Source organism: Nitratireductor sp. ZSWI3, assembly GCF_024655565.1.
GTDB lineage: Bacteria > Pseudomonadota > Alphaproteobacteria > Rhizobiales > Rhizobiaceae > Nitratireductor.
Genome location: NZ_JANKOF010000091.1, coordinates 1 through 19,666, shown reverse-complemented (window position 1 = coordinate 19,666; position 19,666 = coordinate 1). Strand labels below are relative to the sequence as shown.

Below are 19,666 nucleotides of genomic sequence, written 5' to 3'. Positions count from 1 at the left end.
CCGCGGCGAAGGTCCGCCGCGGCCCGTAAGATCGCGATGCGGGTGGAAAAGCGTTTCACACTTTTCCTCATCCCGCCCTGGCGCTGTGGTGCGCTCAGCTCGCCAGCGCCTCGATGGGCGGGCAGGAGCAGACCAGGTTGCGGTCGCCCGCCACATTGTCGATGCGCGAGACCGGCGGCCAGTATTTCGACGCCGCGTCGAGCGAGCCGGCGGGAAAGGCTGCTTCCGTTCGCGTATAGGGGTGCGTCCAGCCGTCGGCCATCAGTTCGGACGCCGTGTGCGGCGCATTGGCGAGCGGATTGTCGTCTTTCGGCCATTCGCCTTTCTCGACGCGTGCCGCCTCGCCGGCGATGGAGATCATCGCCTCGCAGAAGCGGTCCAGCTCCTCCTTCGGCTCGGATTCCGTCGGCTCGACCATCAGTGTGCCGGCCACCGGCCAGCTCATGGTGGGGGCATGGAAGCCATAGTCGATGAGCCGCTTGGCGATGTCCTCGACCGTGACGCCGGCGCTCTCCTTGAGGATGCGGGTGTCAAGGATGCACTCATGCGCGACGCGGTCGTTGCGGCCCTTGTAGAGCACGGGATAATGCGCCTTGAGGCGGTGGGCGATGTAGTTGGCGTTGAGGATCGCCATCTCCGTCGCCAGCTTCAGGCCGGCACCGCCCATCATGCGGATATACATCCAGGTGATGGGCAGGATCGACGCGCTGCCGAAGGGCGCGGCCGCTACCGCATGGCTCGAACCGAGCCCCACATGACCCGGCAGGAACGGCTTCAGATGCGCCTTGACGCCGATCGGCCCGACACCCGGGCCGCCGCCGCCATGCGGGATGCAGAAGGTCTTGTGCAGATTCATGTGGCAGACGTCTGCACCGAGATCGCCCGGGCGGGCGAGGCCGACCAGGGCGTTCAGATTGGCCCCGTCGAAATACACCTGACCGCCGTGCTCATGGATCAGCGCGCACATGTCGCGCACGCCTTCCTCGAACACGCCGTGCGTCGAGGGATAGGTGAGCATCAGCGCGGTGAGCTGCCCGGCATGCTCGGCGGCTTTTGCCTTCAGGTCATCCTGATCGATGTCGCCGTTTTCCGTGCAGCGCACCACCACGACGCGCATGCCGGCCATGGAGGCCGATGCCGGATTGGTGCCATGCGCGGAGGAGGGGATCAGGCAGATGTCGCGTCCGCCTTCGCCGCGTTCGGCGTGATACCGGCGGATCGCCAAAAGGCCGGCATACTCGCCCTGGCTGCCGGCATTGGGCTGCAGGGAGACGGCGTCAAATCCGGTGATCTGCGAGAGCCAGCGGTCGAGATCGTCGATCATGCGGCGGTAGCCGGCAGTGCGCGCGGCGGGCGCGAAGGGGTGCAGATTGCCCACGTCGTTCCAGCTCACCGGCATCATCTCGGCGGCGGCGTTCAGCTTCATGGTGCAGGAGCCGAGCGGGATCATCGCCCGGTCGAGCGCCAGGTCCTTGTCGGCCAGCCGACGCAGGAACCGCATCATCTCGGTCTCCGAGCGATGCGCATGGAAATCGGGCTGGGTCAGGAACGACTTTCCCCGAGGCCCGGCAGGAGCGAGCGCCTGTGCCTCTGCCGGCGCGGACGCGCCGAACAGCGCCGACAGTGCGGCAAGGTCGGCCTCCGTCGCTGTCTCGTCGAAGGTGATGCCGAGGCGGTCGGCGTCGATCACGCGCAGCAGGCGGCCGTCCTTTTCGGCCTCGGCCGCGATCTGGTTCGCCTTGCCGGGAACGGTGACCGTCACCGTGTCGAACAGCGCATCGCCGGCCGGCGTCACGCCGGCAGCCTTCAGCCCTGCGTGGAAGCGGGCGGCGAGGCCGTGCACCTTCATGGCGATGCCGGTCAGCCCCTCGGGGCCGTGCCACACCGCATAGGCGGCGGCCATGTTGGCGAGCAGCGCCTGGGCGGTGCAGATGTTGGAGGTGGCCTTGTCGCGGCGGATGTGCTGCTCGCGGGTCTGCAGGGCGAGGCGATAGCCGGGACGACCATGGGCATCGATCGACTGGCCGACCAGGCGGCCGGGCATAAGACGCGTCAGCCGGTCGGAGACGGCGCAGTAGGCGGCATGCGGACCGCCGAAGCCCATGGGCACGCCGTAGCGCTGCATCGAGCCGACGGCAATCTCGGCGCCGAGATCGGCCGGAGCCTTGCTCAGCAGGAGGCCGAGCGGATCGGCGACGAAGACGACGATCGCATCCTTGGCCTGGGCTTGCCTGATCAGCGCGCCGTGGTCGCCGTAGACCCCGTAGGTGTCCGCCCAGGGAACGATCAGCGCGAAGGTGTCGTCATCCACCGTGTCGCCGTCGACCACGATGCCGAGCGGCTCGGCGCGTGTCGTCACCACATCGAGGGTTTGCGGATGAAGAGCGCCTGCGATGGCGAGCTTGTGGCGCTTCGAGCGGTGGTGCCGCCAGGCGATGCCGACGGCCTCCGCCACCGCCGAACCCTCGTCGAGCAGCGAGGCGGAGGCGACCGGCAGGCCGGTGAGCTCGGTCACCAGCGTCTGGAAATGGAACAGCATTTCCAGACGCCCCTGGCTGATCTCCGACTGATAGGGCGTGTAGGCCGTGTACCAGGCCGGATTTTCGAACAGGTTGCGCTGGATCACCGGTGGCACGTGGACGCCGTGATAACCGGTGCCGATGAAGCTCTTCAGCACCTTGTTCTGCCGCATGACCGTGCTGAGCTCGCTGAGCGCTTCCGCCTCGCTCGCCGCGGCGGGCAGATCGAGCGGACGATCGAGGCGGATGGATTTCGGCACAGCCTGCGTGATCAGCGTCTCCAGCGAGGGGACGCCGAGCGCCGCCAGCATGGACTTGGTTTCGTCGGCACGCGGGCCGATGTGGCGTGCGGTGAAGGGCGCGATTGATTCGGGCATGGTCGCTCCTCAGGCGATCGAAGCCTGATAGGCGGCTTCGTCCATCAGGCCTTCGAGCTGGCTTTCGTCGGCAAGCGTCATCTTCCACAGCCAGCCGTCGCCGGCGGGGGCGGAGTTGACCAGGGAAGGATCGCCGGCAAGCGCTTCGTTCACCGCGGTGATCTCGCCGTCGACGGGGGCATAGACGTCGGATGCGGCCTTGACGGATTCGACGACCACGGCCGTGTCGCCCTTGGCGAGCGCCTTTCCGGCCTCAGGCAGTTCGACGAAGACCAGATCGCCGAGCTGCTCCTGCGCGTAGTCGGTGATGCCGACGGTGGCGACGCCGCCTTCGACTTTGATCCACTCGTGATCCTCGGTGAAATAGGTTTTGGTCATTGTTTTATCCTTTGTGATAGCGCTGCGGCGTAAAGGGCAGGGGATGGACGTCGAGCGCGATGCGGTTGCCGCGCACTTCGGTGAAAAGGCGGGTGCCGGGCTCGCTGAGTGCCCTGGCCACATAGCCCATGGCCACAGGATGCCCGACGGACGGGCCGAAACCACCCGAAGTCACGTGGCCGACGGTCTTGCCGGCGTCATCGAGGATCGGGGCGCCGGCGCGGACGGGCTGACGGCCCTCGGGCTTCAGCCCGACGCGCTTTTGCGCCGCGCCGGCGGCGATGATGGCCTGAAGCGCGGCGGCGCCGACGAAGGCTCCCCGCTCGCGCAGCGCCTTGGGCACGGCCCACAGAATGGCGGCGCTCGCCGGATCGGTCGCCTCGTCGAGGTCCTGACCGTGCAGGCAAAGGCCTGCCTCCAGCCTCAGGCTGTCGCGGGCGGCAAGGCCGATCCACTGGACGCGCTCGTCGTCGAGCAGGCTACGGGCGAAGCGCTCCGCCTCGCCGACCGGCAGGGCCACCTCGAATCCGTCTTCGCCCGTATAGCCCGAGCGGGCGGCAAACCAGCCCGGCGCGGGCTCGGTGCCGGTCATGAAGGTGAGATCGCTGAGGTCGAGGCCGGCGGCGATGAGAACCGCCTCCGCATCCGGGCCCTGAAGCGCCAGCAGCACGCGTTCGAGCGCAGTCAGGCTGACGTCGAAATCCTTGGCCAGGGCGCGCAGATGCGCCTCGTCCTTCGCCGCGTTGCCGGCATTCGCCACCACCATGAAGCGTTGCGGCCCCAGCCGTGTGACGATGAGATCGTCGATGATGCCGGCGCTCTCGTTGAGAAGGACAGTATATTTCGAGCGGTCCTGATCCAGCGCCTCCGCGTCGAGCGGGCAGGCGCGCGAGAGGAAGGCGGCCGCGCCGGCGCCCTCGACCTCGAAAAGCTGCATGTGGGAGATGTCGAAAAGACCGGCGCTTCCGCGGGTGTGAAGATGCTCCTTCATCACGCCGGCCGGATAGGTCAGCGGCATGCGCCAGCCGGCAAACGCGCCGAACCGGGCACCAGCCTCTTCATGAAGCGCCTCAAGGGGCAGATGTTTCAAAGTGGCAGTGTCGCTCATCGTTCCTCCAAAGCTGCACGCATGCCGTTGCTCACGGCATGTTCGTGCCCCTCTGTCGGAAGCCTGAGAGACTCGCGCAGCCGGAACTCTGTCGGCTACGCTTACACCTTCGGCGCGGGGCAGGATGCCCCGACTTTCCAGAGTGTCTTGACCGGCCGACGGTTCTTTTGCCTGAGAGATTTCGGGCGTTTCCCCTTCGGCGTCCTCGCTGGATCGCTCCAGTTCGGCTCTCTCCCGCTGGCCGGCAGGGCTTGCGCCCTGGACGGTCGGGAAACTAGCGCAGGCGCGAGGCTTTGTCACCTGCCGTCAAGCGGCCCGGCGGTACGATCAACGGTTTTCGTGCACGATCCTTTCGGGCGGGCCTTTTGGAGCAGGAAGGATCAATGGCCCTCGGAGGCGCGCAGCAGATCGCTTTCGATCTGGGCGACCAGCCGGTTCGTCTCTTCCTGAAGGCGGCGAATGCGCTTCAGGTTGGCCGATACCGCGTTGACGAGCTCGGAACGGCTCTCGTCGGCGGGGGAGGTGCCGACACCGTGCAGGAGCCAGGACAGGCTCACATTGAGGACGCCGGCGAGCATGGCGAGGCGATTGGCGCGCGGCTGCGAGCGGTCGCTTTCCCAGGCCTGGATGGTGGTCGATTTGACGCCGAGGCGGCGTGCGAGTTCGGATACGCTGAGGCCGGCCGCGTCGCGGGCGCGCGACAGCCGCCCACCCATCGTGTCGCGGTCGGGAGCGTCGGAATAAATATGCGCGGTGTCATGCACCGGTTGGCACCTCCAGGTCCTGTTGAATTGAGCCGGCATCGTGGCCGGGGTGGTTCGACGGAGCATGCAGGAAGCGGCGGGGAATCACAAGTTTGCCGCAGATGCGTCCAGTTACGGGTGCGGAAAACATATGTTTGTCAGGAGGTTGTATTGAAATCCTGTCAAAATGATTCTGTTCCTTTCGCTACCATCAGCCCTTGGCAAGCCGGGCCGCGTGCCAGGCAAGATGGTCGTCCATGAAGGTGGAGATGAAGAAGTAGGAATGGTCGTAGCCCTCGCGCATGTGGAGCGTCAGGGGAACGCCCGCCTTTCGGCATGCCTCCTCGAAGAGCCAGGGGCGCAGACCCTCGTCGAGGAACGGATCGGCGGTTCCCTGATCGATCAGGAACGCGTCGAATCGATGCCCGTCTTCGAGAAGCGCGCAGGCATCGTGGCGGCGCCAGGCCGCTTCGTCCGCGGCCAGGTATTTTTCGAAAGCCGGTTTCGACCAGCCGGCCGTGGTCGGCTCGACGATCGGCGCAAAGGCCGAGCAACTGCGGAACCGCGTCGGATGGCGGAGCGCGATGGTGAGCGCGCCGTGGCCGCCCATGGAATGGCCGAAGATGCCCTGCCGGCTCATGTCGGCCGGAAAGTTTTCGGCAATCAGGGCCGGCAATTCCTCGGTGACATAGGACCACATGCGGTAGTTCCGGGAAAACGGTGCTTGCGTGGCGTCGAGATAGAAGCCGGCGCCCTTGCCGAACTGCCAGTTGCCAGCTTCGTCGGGAACGTCCTCGCCGCGCGGGCTCGTATCGGGGCAGACGACGATCAGCCCGAGCTGCGCCGCCATGCGGCGATACTCGCCCTTGTCCATGACGTTGGCATGGGTGCAGGTGAGGCCGGAGAGATACCACAGAACAGGGCAGGGGCCGTCCTTGGCCTGCGGCGGCACGAAGACGGCGAAGGTCATGTCGCATCGGCAGGCGGTGGAAGCGTGGGTGTAGACGCCCTGCGTCCCGCCATGGGATGTCGCGGTGGTAACGGTTTTCATGGTCACTGATTTCCCTGGTTGGCGCGCAGCGCGCGGCGCACCGTCTGGTCGAGCGCCTGCAGGAAGGCGGAGCGATCCTTGGGCGTGAAGCCCGGGTTGTAGCCCTTGATCTCGCCAGCCTCGCGCAGGTCCTGCTTCAGGTTGCGCATGGCAACGGCCATGCCGATGGTTTGAGGCGTGAAGGGCCGGCCAGTCGGCCCCAGCGTCAGGACGCCCTTTTCCACCAGCCGCGCGGCCAGAGGCACATCGGCGGTGATGGCGATGTCGCCGCTCTCGGCGTTTTCCACGATCCAGTCGTCGGCGGCGTCGAAACTGCCCGGCACGACGACGTTGCGGATCATCGGGTCGCGCGAGGGGCGCAGGCCGCCATTGGCGACGAAGGTGACCGGCAGGTCGTGTCGCTCGGCCACCTTCACCACCTCAGCCTTCACCGGGCAGGCATCGGCATCCACGTAGATGGCGGGCAAGGCGACAGCCTCAGTAGACCACCACGGAGCGGATCGATTCGCCCGCGTGCATCAGGTCGAAGCCCTTGTTGATCTCGTCTAGCGAGAGCGTGTGGGTGATCATCGGGTCGATGTCGATCTTGCCGGCCATGTACCAGTCGACGATCTTCGGCACGTCGGTGCGGCCGCGTGCGCCGCCGAAGGCGGTGCCTTTCCAGACGCGGCCGGTGACGAGCTGGAAGGGGCGCGTGGAGATCTCCTGACCGGCGCCAGCGACACCGATGACGATCGATTCGCCCCAGCCGCGATGGGCGCTTTCCAGCGCCTGGCGCATCACGGTGGTGTTGCCCGTGCAGTCGAAGGTGTAGTCGGCGCCACCGATCTGGTCGGCGCCGCGCTTCGTCAGGTCGACGAGATAGGGCACCAGGTCGCCACCCACCTCCTTCGGATTGACGAAATGGGTCATGCCGAATTTCTCGCCCCACTCCTTCTTGGAGTTGTTCAGGTCGACGCCGATGATCATGTCGGCGCCGGCCAGCCGAAGGCCCTGGATGACGTTGAGGCCGATGCCGCCCAGGCCGAACACGATCGCCGTCGAACCTTCCTCGACCTTGGCCGTGTTGATCACGGCGCCGATGCCCGTCGTCACGCCACAGCCGATGTAGCAGATCTTGTCGAAGGGAGCGTCGGGATCGACCTTGGCGACCGCGATCTCCGGCAGGACCGTGAAGTTGGAGAAGGTCGAGCAGCCCATATAGTGGTGCAGCTTCTCGCCGTTCAGCGAGAAGCGGCTGGTGCCGTCCGGCATCAGGCCCTGGCCCTGGGTGGACCGGATGGCCGTGCACAGATTGGTCTTGCGCGACAGGCAGGAGGGGCATTGGCGGCATTCGGGCGTGTAGAGCGGGATGACGTGATCGCCCTTCCTGAGGCTCGTCACGCCCGGGCCGACGTCGACCACCACGCCGGCGCCCTCATGGCCGAGGATCGCCGGGAACAGCCCCTCCGGATCGGCGCCCGACAGGGTGAACTCGTCGGTGTGGCAGATGCCGGTCGCCTTGATCTCGACGAGGACCTCGCCGGCGCGCGGGCCCTCCAGATCGACCTCCATGATTTCGAGGGGTTTTCCAGCCTGAACGGCGACAGCGGCGCGGGTTTTCATGGATTTTCTCCTGCAACTCCAGATTCTGCGCCGAAGGTTTCAGGAATTGCTAGGGGCTGCAAGCCCATTGCGGACGGTGGATGACGCAATCGGACAAAGCCGCTTCGCGTTGGACAGGCATGCGAAGCGCTTGAGCCGCCGCGGGCAAACCCATAGAACAGAAAAAAATGCCGTCCGGGGAAACGCCGTCCATGTTCAAGAAGATCCTCATCGCCAATCGCGGTGAAATCGCCTGCCGCGTGATCAAGACCGCGCGCAAGATGGGCATCGCCACCGTCGCCGTCTATTCCGATGCCGACGCGGATGCCGTTCACGTGGACATGGCCGACGAGGCGGTGCACATCGGGCCGTCTCCCGCCGGCCAGAGCTACCTGGTCGCCGACAGGATCATCGCCGCCTGCAAGGCAACGGGCGCGGAAGCGGTCCATCCGGGCTACGGCTTCCTGTCGGAGAATGCCGGCTTCTGCGAGAAGCTCGAGGCGGAGGGGATCATCTTCATCGGTCCCAAGGTGAAGGCCATCCAGGCGATGGGGGACAAGATCACCTCCAAGAAGATCGCCGCTGAAGCCGGTGTGTCGACGGTTCCTGGCTTCATGGGGCTGATCGAGAACGCCGATCATGCCGCTGAAATCGCATCCGAAATCGGCTACCCGGTGATGATCAAGGCATCGGCCGGCGGCGGCGGCAAGGGCATGCGCATCGCCTGGAACGAGGCAGAGGCGCGCGAGGGTTTCGAGCGCTCGAGATCGGAAGCCGCATCTTCCTTCGGCGACGACCGCATCTTCGTCGAAAAGTTCGTCGAGGAGCCGCGCCACATCGAAATCCAGGTGCTGGCCGACGGGCACGGCAACTGCATCCATCTGGGGGAGCGCGAATGCTCCATCCAGCGGCGCAATCAGAAGGTGGTGGAGGAGGCTCCATCGCCCTTTCTCGATGCGCAGACGCGTGAGGCCATGGGCGCCCAGGCCGTGGCACTGGCAAAAGCCGTCGACTATCAAAGCGCCGGCACGGTCGAGTTCATCGTCGACAAGGACCGGAACTTCTTCTTCCTGGAGATGAACACACGGCTGCAGGTGGAGCATCCCGTGACGGAGCTGGTCACGGGCATCGATCTGGTCGAGCAGATGATTCGGATCGCTGCCGGCGAGAAGCTGGCGCTCGCCCAGGCGGATGTGAAGCTCGAGGGCTGGGCCGTTGAAAGCCGCCTTTATGCCGAAGATCCGGTGCGCAACTTCCTGCCGTCGATCGGCCGGCTGACGCGTTATCGCCCGCCCGAGGAGGCGCGCCTTGGCGAAGCGCTCCTGCGCAACGACACGGGCGTCACCGAGGGATCGGAGATATCGATGTTCTACGACCCGATGATCGCCAAGCTCTGCACCTGGGCTCCGAGCCGGCTTGAAGCGATCGATGCGATGAGCGAGGCGCTGGATCGCTTCGTCATCGACGGCATCGAGCACAACATCCCCTTTCTCACCGCGCTCATGAGCCATCCGCGCTGGCGCGAGGGCAGGCTGTCGACCGGCTTCATCGCGGAGGAGTTTCCGGATGGCTTTGCGCCGCCGGCGCCTGCCAGGGAAGAACGCTCGGTGCTGAGCGCGGTGGCGCTCGCGGTCGAACTCCTGAGACGCGACCGGCTGGACCGCCTGACAGGAAGGCTCGCGCCGCATTCGGGCGAGCTGAAACGGGACTGGGTGGTGCGCCTCGACGACGATTACCTGACGGCGAGCGTGGTCGAGGGCATGATTTCCATCCCGCTCGAAATGGATGTGCGCATCGAGGACGGGCAGGCCGTCACGGTCTCCTCCTCCTGGCGGCCCGGCGATGCGCTCTGGCAGGGGCAGGTCGGCGGCCGGTCCGTGTCGGTCCAGGTCAGGCCGGTGCTGAACGGCGTCAGGCTTGCCTGGCGAGGCGTCTCGGCCACGGCGCGCGTGATGCTGCCACGCACGGCTGAACTCGACAGGCTGATGCCGGTGCGCACGGCGCCGGACACCTCAAGGCTGCTGCTGTGCCCTATGCCGGGGCTGGTGGTCTCCATCGCCGTTGCTGAGGGGCAGGAGGTCAAGGCCGGGGAAGTGCTGGCGGTCGTCGAGGCGATGAAGATGGAGAACGTGCTGCGTGCCGAGCGCGACTGCACGGTCGCCAGGATCAATGCCGCGCCGGGCGACAGTCTGGCCGTCGACGCCGTCATCATGGAATTCGACTGAAGGAGAACGAGGCAATGATACCGGACGACCGACGGGCCGCCGTCCTTTTCGATCTCGACGGAACGTTGACGGATCCGTTTGTCGGCATCACCAACTGCATCCGCCATGCGATGGAGAAGATGGGCCGCGCGGCTCCCGAGGCGGATGCCTTGCGCGCCCATATCGGTCCGCCGCTGCAGGTGACGTTCGCGCAGCTCCTGGAGACGGACGACGAGGTCCGCATCTGGGAGGCGGTGGGCCATTACCGGGACCGGTACTCGCAGGCCGGCAAGTTCGAGAACGTGCTCATACCGGGCGTGACCGAGGTGCTGGCGCGATGCATCGACGCCGGTTATTTCCTGTCGCTCGCCACGTCCAAGCTCGAAACCTACAGCCGCGACATCCTCGATCATTTCGATCTGACACGCTTTTTCGACGCCATACACGGTTCGGCGGCGGACGGGACGCGCGCCGACAAAGCCCATCTGATCGAGCATATCCTCTCGGTCGAGCCGATCGAGGCGGCAGGTGCGGTGATGATCGGCGACCGCCATCACGACGTGCACGGGGCAAAGGCGAACGATGTTCCGACCATCGGGGTCCTGTGGGGTTTCGGCGATCGCGCCGAGCTGGTGCAGGCCGGGGCGGTCGGCATCTGCGAGACGCCGGCGGCGCTTGCCGCCGCGATCGATGACGCCCTGATGGTGCGATCCTGACAGACGGTTTCCGTCCGTCAGGACAAACCGCCCCACCGGATCGACAGATTGCGGGCGATGCGAAACAATGAGACGGTGAGTCTCCCAACCAGAGCAGTGGCACAGCATGGCGAGTGACAGGCGATCGCGCGACCCGATCTTCGTGGCGGCAGAGCGCGAGAAGATGCGGCCGGAACGGCCGTTCGTGCACCTGCGCGTGCATTCGGCCTATTCGCTTCTCGAAGGCGCCTTGCAGCTCGGCAAGATCATCGGCTTGGCGCTGAAGGACGAGGCGCCGGCCATCGCCGTCACCGACACGAACAATCTGTTCGGTGCTCTGGAATTCGCCCAGAAGGCAACCAAGGAGGGGCTGCAGCCCATCGTCGGGTGCCAGCTCGCCTGCGCCTTCGAGGATGCCTTGACCGAGGCGCGGCGCGGCAACGGCCGCAGGCTGGGGCCGCAGCACGAACCCCTGGTGCTGCTGGCGGCGACGGAAGAGGGCTATGCCAATCTGGTGCGTCTCGTCAGTCGCGCCTATCTGGAAAACGAACCGGGTGCCGAAACGCACATACTGTCCGAGTGGCTGGTCGAAGGGGGCAGCGGCATCATCTGCCTGACGGGCGGCCCGCGGGGGCCGATCGGCGCTGCGCTGAAAGCCGAGCGGCCCGAGATCGCCGAGGCGCGGCTTCTGTTCCTCAAGGAGGTTTTCGGCAACCGGCTCTACGTGGAGCTCGAGCGGCTCGAAGGTTATGACAGGGCAGTCGAGGCGGCGAGCATCGATCTCGCCTATCGGCACGAACTGCCGCTCGTTGCCACCAACGAGGCGTTCTTTCCCGTCCGCGACGACTTCGAGGCACACGACGCGCTGGTGGCGATCGCCGAGGGAACCGTGATCGCCGTCGACGAGCGGCGGCGCCTGACACCGGACAATTATCTGCGGCCGCAGGTGGAAATGGCGCGGCTGTTCGCCGACCTGCCGGAAGCGATCGACAACACGATCGAGATCGCGCGCCGCTGTTCCTATTTCCCCAAAACCCATCCGCCCATCCTGCCGCGCTTCACCGGGAGCGAGGCTGCCGACGCCGAGACCGCCCTCAAGGCGGAGGCCGACGAGCTGCGCAGGCAGGCCCGCGAAGGCCTGGAGGAGCGCATCGCCGCGCTCGGCATGGCCGAGGGCTACACGCGGGAGGCCTATTCCGAGCGCCTGGAATATGAGCTCGGCGTCATCGAGCGCATGAAGTTTCCGGGCTACTTCCTGATCGTTTCGGACTTCATCAAATGGGCCAAGGCGCAGGACATCCCGGTCGGGCCGGGGCGCGGTTCGGGCGCCGGCTCCCTGGTCGCCTATGCGCTGACCATCACCGACGTCGACCCGCTGCGCTTCTCGCTGCTGTTCGAGCGCTTCCTCAATCCCGACCGCGTGTCGATGCCCGACTTCGACATCGACTTCTGTCAGGATCGCCGCGAAGAGGTGATCCGCTACGTGCAGGGCAAATACGGCCGTGACCAGGTGGGGCAGATCATCACCTTCGGAACGCTGCAGGCGCGCGCCGTGCTGCGCGACGTAGGGCGCGTGCTGCAGATGCCCTACGGCCAGGTCGACCGGCTCTGCAAGATGGTGCCGTCCAACCCGGCAAATCCGACGCCGCTGCCCAAGGCCATCGAGGACGAGCCGCGTTTTGCCGAGGAGGTCGAGAAGGAGCCGATCGTCGGCACATTGCTGGAGATTGCGCAGAAGCTCGAAGGGCTCTTTCGCCACGCCTCGACCCACGCGGCCGGCATCGTGATCGGCGACCGCCCGCTCTCCGAGCTGGTGCCGATGTATCGCGATCCGCGCTCCGACATGCCGGTGACCCAGTTCAACATGAAGTGGGTGGAGCAGGCCGGCCTCGTGAAGTTCGACTTCCTCGGCCTGAAGACGCTGACGGTGCTGAAGACGGCGGTCACGCTGATCGCCCGGCGCGGCATCGACATCGATCTCGCGCGCATCCCGCTCGACGATGCCGAGACGTACCAGATGCTGTCGCGCGGCGAGACGGTCGGCGTGTTCCAGGTGGAAAGCGCGGGCATGCGCAAGGCGCTGATCGGCATGAAGCCCGACTGCATCGAGGACATCATCGCGCTGGTGGCGCTCTACCGGCCGGGCCCGATGGAGAACATCCCCACCTACAATGCGCGCAAGCACGGCGAGGAGGAGATCGCCTCGATCCATCCGAAGATCGACCATCTGGTGAAGGAGACGCAGGGCGTCATCGTCTATCAGGAGCAGGTCATGCAGATCGCGCAGGAACTGGCCGGCTATACGCTCGGACAGGCCGATCTCCTGCGCCGCGCCATGGGCAAGAAGATCCGCGCCGAGATGGAAAAGCAGCGCGGCATCTTCGTGAAGGGGGCGACCGAGCGCGGCGTAGCCAAGCCGCAGGCGAACTTCATCTTCGACCTTCTGGCGAAGTTCGCCGACTACGGCTTCAACAAGTCGCACGCCGCCGCCTACGCGATCGTCTCCTACCAGACGGCCTATCTGAAGGCGCATTACCCGGTCGAGTTCCTGGCCGCGTCGATGACCTACGATATGGCCAACACCGACAAGCTCAACGATTTCCGCCGCGATGCCATGCGGCTCGGCATAGAGGTCGTGTCGCCATCGGTCATGACCTCCTACCGCAATTTCGAGGTGGGCGAGAACCGTATCTTCTATTCGCTTGCCGCCATCAAGGGCGTCGGCGATGCGGCGGTGGAGCACATCGTCGAAAAGCGCAAGGAGAAGCCCTTCGAGAGCCTCGAGGATTTCTGTGCCCGCATCGACCCGAAGATCGTCGGCAAGCGTGTTCTGGAAAGCCTGATCCAGGCCGGCGCTTTCGATTGCTTCGGGCTGGAGCGGTCGGCGCTCTTTGCCGGCATGGATCGGTTGATGGGCATGGCCGCGCGCGCCGCCGAGGACGCGGCCATGGGGCAGGGCGACATTTTCGGCCTTTCCGGCGGCGGCGAGCCGCAGAAGCTGCATCTTCCCGCCGCCGAGCCGTGGACCGCCGCCGACAAGCTGCACCGCGAGTTTCAGGTGGTGGGCTGCTATCTGTCCGCCCACCCGCTCGACGAATATGCCGAGACGCTGGCCAAGATGCGCGTGCAGGGCTGGAACGAGTTCCAGGCTGCCGTCAAGCGCGGGGCCTCCGCGGGGCGCCTTGCCGGCACCGTCACCTCGAAGCAGGAACGGCGCACCCGCACCGGGAACAAGATGGGCATCATCCAGCTCTCCGACGCCACCGGACAATATGAGGCCGTGCTCTTTTCGGAGGCTCTCGCCCAGTATCGCGACCTGCTCGAACCGGGCTCGTCGGTCGTCATCATGGTGGGGGCGGAAGACAGGCCCGAGGGCGTCAATCTGCGCATCCAGACGGTGCAGTCGCTGGAGGAGGAAGCTTCGCGGATGCAGAAGGCGCTGCGCGTCTACCTGCGCGATCCGGGACCGCTCGCCGCGATCTCCTCGCAACTGAAGCAGCGCGGCGATGCACAGGTGAGCCTCGTCGTCATCAAGGAAGGCGGACAGGGAGAGATCGAGGTCGGACTGCCCGACCGCTACCGCATCTCGCCGCAGATCGCCGCCGCCATGCGCGCCGTGCCGGGCGTGGTGGATGTGGAAGTCGTCTGAGGCCTGCCGCGCTAGCCATCGCTCTCTCGCGGCGGACGGCCGGTGCGTCCGCGGCCGAAGGTGTAGCCCGTCTCCACCGCTTGCTTGCCGAACTTTTCGCGAAGGCTGTCGATCGCGCCTTCGGCCAGCGCCCGCTTGTGCGACAGGCGGTCCACCAGGTCCGGCGGATCGGCCTTGCCGGCATCCGTCAGGTCGCTGACACCGATGCCGAGCAGGCGGAAGCGCGTGCCGTCGGCTTCGCGCTTCAGCATCTCGAGCCCGGTGTGAAAAATGCGATCGGCAAGCCGGGTCGGATCGCCGAGCTGCCGGTTGCGCGTGCGAATGCGGAAATCCGCTGTCTTCAGCTTCAGGACCACGGTGCGACCGGCAATGTCGGCCTTCTTCAGGCGCGCCGACACGCGTTCGGAAAGCGCCCGCAGCACCGGCACGAGGTCATCGAGGCCGGCGAGGTCCGTGTCGAAGGTGGTCTCGGAGGAAACGCTTTTCGCCTCGCTGCGCGGCTTCACCGTCCGCTCGTCGAGGCCTCGCGAAAGGTGGTAGAGGCGGTCGCCCATCGTTCCGTAGCGGCGCATCAGCTCGTTGCGCTCCAGGGTCTGCAACTGGCCGATGCTGCGCAGGCCGTCGGCGGCGAGCGTGGCGGCAAAGGCCTTGCCGACGCCCCAGATGAGCGTCACCGGCTGCCCGCTCAAAAACGCGAACGCCTCCGCCTTGCCGATGACGGAGAACCCGCGCGGCTTGTTCATGTCGGAGGCGACCTTCGCCAGGAACTTGCAATAGGACAGGCCCACCGAGACGGTGATGCCGATTTCCTGCTCCACCTGGCGGGCGAAGCGGGCCAGCACCAGGGCCGGCGGCGCGCCATGCAGCCTTTCGGTGCCGGACAGGTCCAGGAAGGCCTCGTCGATGGAGAGCGGCTCCACCATCGGCGTCAGCGCCTGCATCATCTCGCGCACCTGCCGCCCGACGCGAACGTATTTCTCCATGTCGGGCTTCACGACGACGGCGTGCGGACAGGCATCGAGCGCCTTGAACATGGGCATGGCCGAGCGGACACCATGGATGCGGGCGATGTAGCAGGCGGTCGAGACGACGCCACGCTTGCCCCCGCCGACGATGACCGGCTTGTCGCGCAGTTCGGGATTGTCGCGCTTTTCCACCGCGGCGTAGAACGCATCGCAATCGATGTGCGCGAGACTGAGTTCGACGAGCTCCGGATGGCGCAGGACGCGGGGGCTGCCGCAGGCGCGGCAGCGGCGATCGCCGGCTCCTGCGGGGGTGAGGCAATCGCGGCAAAAGCCATGCGTGAGAACGTTGACAGTCATGGCTGCTTATGTGAACATAAAGTGAACACGCATGATACCGGAAGAGCCATCGCGGCACAAGTCGCGGTGCATAGGAGGCTGGGCGACGAACTGAGGTCAACGGACATCGCGTCGACCCTGCGCCGACTGCCTGGCGGCCACCTTTCCCCGTTCGGCGGAGGAGAGGAGGCGCCAGGCGGGCCGCTTGGCACCTTCCTCTCTTCCGGCAGGGAGAGAGGCAGCTTGCGAAGCAAGATGGAGCGGGGGATCGGCGCCGTGTCAAACCGCGTTCGGCGCCCCGGCATAGGAGGCTTGGTGGAGCATAAGATCGTTCCTCTGACGGCGGAGTTGTGGCCGGCATTCGAGGATCTGTTTGGCAGGCAGGGGGCTTGCTACGGCTGCTGGTGCACCCATTACCGGCTTGCGCCGGCGATCCGGCGTCAGAACGACCGCGAGCGCAACAAGGACCACATCAGGGCGCGCATCGAGGCGGGCCCGCCGCCGGGCCTGCTCGCCCTCGACGGCATGCGCGCCGATGGCTGGATGCAGATCGGCCCGCGCGCCGACGTTCCTGAATGGAACAACAAGGGGCGGGTTTCGGCCGCTTTGGAGGACGGCCCGCAGGACGATCCGGGCGTGTGGGCGATCTCGTGCTTCTTCCTGCGCTCCTCGGCACGCCGGCAGGGCCTGACGCACCGTCTCGTGGCGGCGGGCATTGCCCATGCGCGCGAGAACGGCGCCCGGTTGCTCGAGGCGTGCCCCATGACGCTGTCGAAGGATTCGCGGTCGATCGGCCTTTATGTCGGCTCGACGCGCGTCTTCGAGAAGGCAGGCTTCGCGGTCGTGGCCGAGCGCAAGGCGGGACGGCCGCTGATGCGCCATGCGCTTTGAGAGGCGCCGCGCTCCGCGTCCGGTCGGCCGGAGTTGTCCCGCTGCTCTCCGGCGGCAGCTCCCCTTCGACAAGCTAAGGGGGCGGCGGGCGGACAGGCGTGGGGCCTCGGTCAGGGCCCGAGAGCGACGAACTGCCGGGGCATTCGTATCCATCGGTGAGGCTGGTGGCCTGCACGACCCCCACCCGTCTTTCGTCATCCTCGGACCCCGACCCGAGGATCCATGCCTGAAGGCGATATGGGCGCGGGGGTGAAGGGGATCAGAGGGCGGCGAACTGCATGGTGCCGCGCTCCGCGTCGGGACAGGCAAATGATTCCACCTGTTTTCCGCATCGATGCAGGCGTCAAGTGATCCAACCGGACTCGAAATGCTCTGGCATGGCGGCCGCTCAGGGCCGCTGATTGCGGGAAGGGGCGATGCCGAGTGCGCGGGCGATCTTCGGACCCGCCTCGCGCCAGTGGTCGACCTGTACTATGCCCTCCGGCAGGGGAGGCATCAGCGGGCGGACGGAGGTGTCGGCCATCAGGTGGAACAGATGGGCGTCCTCCACCGTGTCGCGGACGGAGACGAGGTTGTAATACATGTCGTCGACGAAGGCGACCGGACGCGGGTGCGGGCCGCGCAGCAGCTTGATCGCCGGTCCCTTAGCACGTTCCGTGGTGACCAGCGGATAGGGCAGTTGGAAGCGGTCGAGAAGGGCGCGCCGGGTTGCGCGGTGGCGGTGAGGCATCGCCGTCAAAAGCACCACCTCAGCGGCTTCGGCGAGGCCGGCGATGGTTTCGGCCGCATCCTCGGCGAGTTCCTGCCAGTCGTGCTGCACCTCGAAGAAGCCGTCGACCAGCCGCGACACCGTCTGCCTGTCGACGCGTTCGCCGGTGGCCAGATCGGCGATGTTTCCGTTGAGGGCGAAGGAATCGAACTTGAGCTCGAAGCCGCGCGAGCGCAGATAGACCGGGAACGGCCGGATGAACTCGAGGATCACGTCGTCCACGTCGAGCACCAGCAAGGGTAACTCACTCAACGCCAGTTCGGCGATCTGCCGCGCTGTCTCGGGATCATCGCTCATGAAGGAACCTTCGCGGCCTCGCTCAAGGTTGTATGTCGTAGGCGGTGTCGCCCTGCGGCAAGGCGGCCGGTGCGGCGGCGACGCTCGCCGGTGCAATGCCGCTCGCTTCCGAAAAACGCAGGAGAGTCGGCTCATGCGCCAGCACGAAGCCGAGGACCCCGGCGAGAAATCCCGGTTCGGCCGCCGCCTCGCGGATCTGCCCGGCTTCTATGCCCGTCAGTGCCAGGAAGCGGGGAAGGAGTTCCGGGTCTGCGGCGATGAACGACAACGCCGCGATGGCGATCCGTTCTGCCTCCTCTCGTTGCATGGCGGTTCTCCCAATGCATCGGCAGTTCAGCACCCGTTTCGCGCAGATGCGTGCCTGCGGTCGGGTATCGCAGAACCGCACGATGCAGGCAACCGAAGAAGACGGTGCTTGAACACGGCGGTTCAAAGGCGATAATTACCGACTCATAAATCAGATTGCGCGAGTATTCTCGGGCGTGTCCGGACGGGGGCGGGAGATCCTGCGCCGGCGTGGGCGGCACAGCGGGACGGGTCGAATGCCAAAAAAGGTCATGATCGTCGAGGACAACGAGCTCAACATGAAGCTCTTTCGCGATCTCATCGAAGCCAGCGGCTATGACACCGTGCGCACGCGCGACGGCCTGCATGCGCTTGATCTGGCCCGCCAGCACCGGCCGGACCTTATCCTGATGGACATACAATTGCCGGAGGTTTCCGGCCTCGAAGTCACGAAATGGCTGAAGCAGGACGACGACCTGCACACGATCCCGGTCATCGCCGTGACGGCGTTCGCCATGAAGGGCGACGAGGAACGCATCAGGCAGGGCGGGTGCGAGGCCTATATCTCCAAGCCGATCTCGGTGCCGAGCTTCATCGAGACCATAAAATCCTACCTCGGCGACGCCTGAGGCGGCAGCCGCGGGCCACCGGCCGGCGATGACGCTCGTGCCGACCCGCATTCGACCCCCAATTTGAGCCGTATGGCCATTCGAAATGCGAATGGGGTACGGCCTTATGCGTACTTTGCCGCGGCCGGCTGGAGCGCCGTGCGTCCTTTTGGACGCACAATTGACGCTCCATCTCTTTGTTTTTCCGCATTTATGCGGACGTCAGGTGAGTCCACCTGACTGCAAAATGCTATGGCGTCCTATTTACCTTAACGCCGGGGATTTGGCGCGCATGGTTAAGTAAGTGTTGATTTTCTTTGGCGCTTGCGCAAGTCTCCTCCTCGGGACGGGCAGGGTGTATGAGAGGTTTCTTCGGAAGCCCTGTTTTCCGTCGCAGAATTGCCGTTACCCCATGATGCTCAGGTCCGCCGCATCTCCTGGGTCCGTGGGGTCAGGCCGGCCGGCGCTGGCTTACAGTGGCCTCCTCGTACCGCTGCCAGTTCGCCGACCGGCCCCCAATTCCATCTTCCTGGTTCATCGTCCCGAAAATCGGTTCTGATTTTCGGAAAGCACGACGATGCAACTGCAACGCCCTTCGGAATGCGGAATCCGCGCAAACAAAAACGCCGCTCGAAGGCGGCGTTTGACATTGCTCCTGGAAAACAGGAGTTTTGGGGAAACGGCTTACTTGATCTTCGTTTCCCGGAATTCCACGTGCTTCTTGGCGACGGGATCGTATTTACGCTTCGTCATCTTTTCCGTCATCGTACGGCTGTTTTTCTTCGTCACGTAGAAGAAACCCGTGTCGGCCGTCGACTGGAGCTTGATCTTGATGGTCGTGGCCTTGGCCATGGCTGTCGTCCGTTCCTGATGATTTCATGGGTGCGCGACGGAGGAATCCTCCCGCCTGCGCAAAAAGTCTGGCGGACACATAAAGCGAACCCCTGGAATGTCAAGGCCAGTTCCCATGATCATGCCGTTCGGCGCCGGAATCCGCCCGATTTTTCTGTCGCCGCGCCGCCGGAACCGCGCTTGACCTTCCAGTGACTGGAAGTCCTATAGCATTCTGCAGTCAGGTGGACTCACCTGACATCCGCACAAATGCGGAAAAGCAGAAAGATGGAGCGTCGACTGTTGGCGCATCGAGCCTAGTGGGCCGATTTTCCCAACAGATGGTGCCCATCTGTTGGGAAAATCGGCCCACCAG

The 19,666-nt window shown here is 65.6% G+C and carries 16 protein-coding genes and 1 riboswitch; of the genes, 5 read left to right on the top strand and 11 right to left on the bottom strand.

Annotated elements, in window-relative coordinates:
* Positions 1-94 precede the first annotated feature (94 nt).
* The 7 genes from gcvP to NUU27_RS20630 all read right to left on the bottom strand — a co-directional run bounded on the left by gcvP (position 95) and on the right by NUU27_RS20630 (position 7,781).
* A complete protein-coding gene (gene gcvP, locus NUU27_RS20660; RefSeq protein WP_257764112.1) occupies positions 95-2,896 on the bottom strand; it encodes an aminomethyl-transferring glycine dehydrogenase in 2,802 nt (933 codons plus the stop codon).
* 9 nt (positions 2,897-2,905) lie between these two features.
* Positions 2,906-3,274 carry a glycine cleavage system protein GcvH gene (gcvH, locus tag NUU27_RS20655; protein ID WP_257764111.1) on the bottom strand — a complete coding sequence of 123 codons (369 nt, stop codon included), beginning with the start codon at positions 3,272-3,274 and terminating at the stop codon, positions 2,906-2,908.
* Between the two features lie 4 nt (positions 3,275-3,278).
* Positions 3,279-4,382 (bottom strand): glycine cleavage system aminomethyltransferase GcvT, encoded by a 1,104-nt coding sequence (gcvT, locus tag NUU27_RS20650; RefSeq protein WP_257764110.1) that lies wholly within the window; start codon positions 4,380-4,382, stop codon positions 3,279-3,281.
* Positions 4,383-4,424: 42 nt separating this feature from the next.
* A riboswitch (glycine riboswitch) is annotated at positions 4,425-4,533 on the bottom strand.
* Positions 4,534-4,762: 229 nt separating this feature from the next.
* Positions 4,763-5,098, bottom strand: coding sequence for a helix-turn-helix domain-containing protein (locus NUU27_RS20645; RefSeq protein ID WP_257764113.1), 336 nt, complete (start codon positions 5,096-5,098; stop codon positions 4,763-4,765).
* A gap of 238 nt (positions 5,099-5,336) precedes the next feature.
* On the bottom strand, positions 5,337-6,176 hold the full coding sequence (gene fghA, locus NUU27_RS20640) for an S-formylglutathione hydrolase (RefSeq protein ID WP_257764109.1): 840 nt from the start codon (positions 6,174-6,176) through the stop codon (positions 5,337-5,339).
* Between the two features lie 2 nt (positions 6,177-6,178).
* Positions 6,179-6,643: a YaiI/YqxD family protein gene (locus tag NUU27_RS20635; RefSeq protein WP_257764108.1), complete on the bottom strand. Its 465-nt coding sequence runs from the start codon at positions 6,641-6,643 to the stop codon at positions 6,179-6,181.
* A gap of 10 nt (positions 6,644-6,653) precedes the next feature.
* The gene (locus NUU27_RS20630) at positions 6,654-7,781 is read right to left on the bottom strand and encodes an S-(hydroxymethyl)glutathione dehydrogenase/class III alcohol dehydrogenase (protein WP_257764106.1); all 1,128 of its coding nucleotides are present in this window, start codon (positions 7,779-7,781) and stop codon (positions 6,654-6,656) included.
* Between the two features lie 191 nt (positions 7,782-7,972).
* On the opposite strand from NUU27_RS20630, the gene NUU27_RS20625 reads away from it, so the two are divergent.
* The 3 genes from NUU27_RS20625 to dnaE all read left to right on the top strand — a co-directional run bounded on the left by NUU27_RS20625 (position 7,973) and on the right by dnaE (position 14,308).
* Positions 7,973-9,985 carry an acetyl/propionyl/methylcrotonyl-CoA carboxylase subunit alpha gene (locus tag NUU27_RS20625; RefSeq protein ID WP_257764105.1) on the top strand — a complete coding sequence of 671 codons (2,013 nt, stop codon included), beginning with the start codon at positions 7,973-7,975 and terminating at the stop codon, positions 9,983-9,985.
* Positions 9,986-9,999: 14 nt separating this feature from the next.
* Positions 10,000-10,680, top strand: a complete 681-nt coding sequence (locus NUU27_RS20620; RefSeq protein ID WP_257764104.1) for an HAD hydrolase-like protein — start codon at positions 10,000-10,002, stop codon at positions 10,678-10,680.
* A gap of 106 nt (positions 10,681-10,786) precedes the next feature.
* Positions 10,787-14,308, top strand: a complete 3,522-nt coding sequence (gene dnaE, locus NUU27_RS20615) for a DNA polymerase III subunit alpha (protein WP_257764103.1) — start codon at positions 10,787-10,789, stop codon at positions 14,306-14,308.
* A gap of 11 nt (positions 14,309-14,319) precedes the next feature.
* Here dnaE and NUU27_RS20610 read toward each other — a convergent pair whose 3' ends face one another.
* The gene (locus NUU27_RS20610; protein WP_257764102.1) at positions 14,320-15,630 is read right to left on the bottom strand and encodes a DNA polymerase IV; all 1,311 of its coding nucleotides are present in this window, start codon (positions 15,628-15,630) and stop codon (positions 14,320-14,322) included.
* 294 nt (positions 15,631-15,924) lie between these two features.
* Here NUU27_RS20610 and NUU27_RS20605 point away from each other — a divergent pair, with 294 nt between their 5' ends.
* Positions 15,925-16,500 (top strand): N-acetyltransferase, encoded by a 576-nt coding sequence (locus tag NUU27_RS20605; protein ID WP_257764101.1) that lies wholly within the window; start codon positions 15,925-15,927, stop codon positions 16,498-16,500.
* Positions 16,501-16,888: 388 nt separating this feature from the next.
* Here NUU27_RS20605 and NUU27_RS20600 read toward each other — a convergent pair whose 3' ends face one another.
* On the bottom strand, positions 16,889-17,566 hold the full coding sequence (locus NUU27_RS20600; RefSeq protein ID WP_257764100.1) for a hypothetical protein: 678 nt from the start codon (positions 17,564-17,566) through the stop codon (positions 16,889-16,891).
* A gap of 22 nt (positions 17,567-17,588) precedes the next feature.
* Positions 17,589-17,873, bottom strand: a complete 285-nt coding sequence (locus tag NUU27_RS20595) for a DUF3572 domain-containing protein (protein ID WP_257764099.1) — start codon at positions 17,871-17,873, stop codon at positions 17,589-17,591.
* 235 nt (positions 17,874-18,108) lie between these two features.
* Here NUU27_RS20595 and NUU27_RS20590 point away from each other — a divergent pair, with 235 nt between their 5' ends.
* Positions 18,109-18,480 carry a response regulator gene (locus tag NUU27_RS20590; protein ID WP_257764098.1) on the top strand — a complete coding sequence of 124 codons (372 nt, stop codon included), beginning with the start codon at positions 18,109-18,111 and terminating at the stop codon, positions 18,478-18,480.
* Between the two features lie 663 nt (positions 18,481-19,143).
* On the opposite strand, the gene rpmG is transcribed toward NUU27_RS20590, so the two are convergent.
* On the bottom strand, positions 19,144-19,311 hold the full coding sequence (rpmG, locus tag NUU27_RS20585; protein WP_257764097.1) for a 50S ribosomal protein L33: 168 nt from the start codon (positions 19,309-19,311) through the stop codon (positions 19,144-19,146).
* Positions 19,312-19,666: the final 355 nt, after the last annotated feature.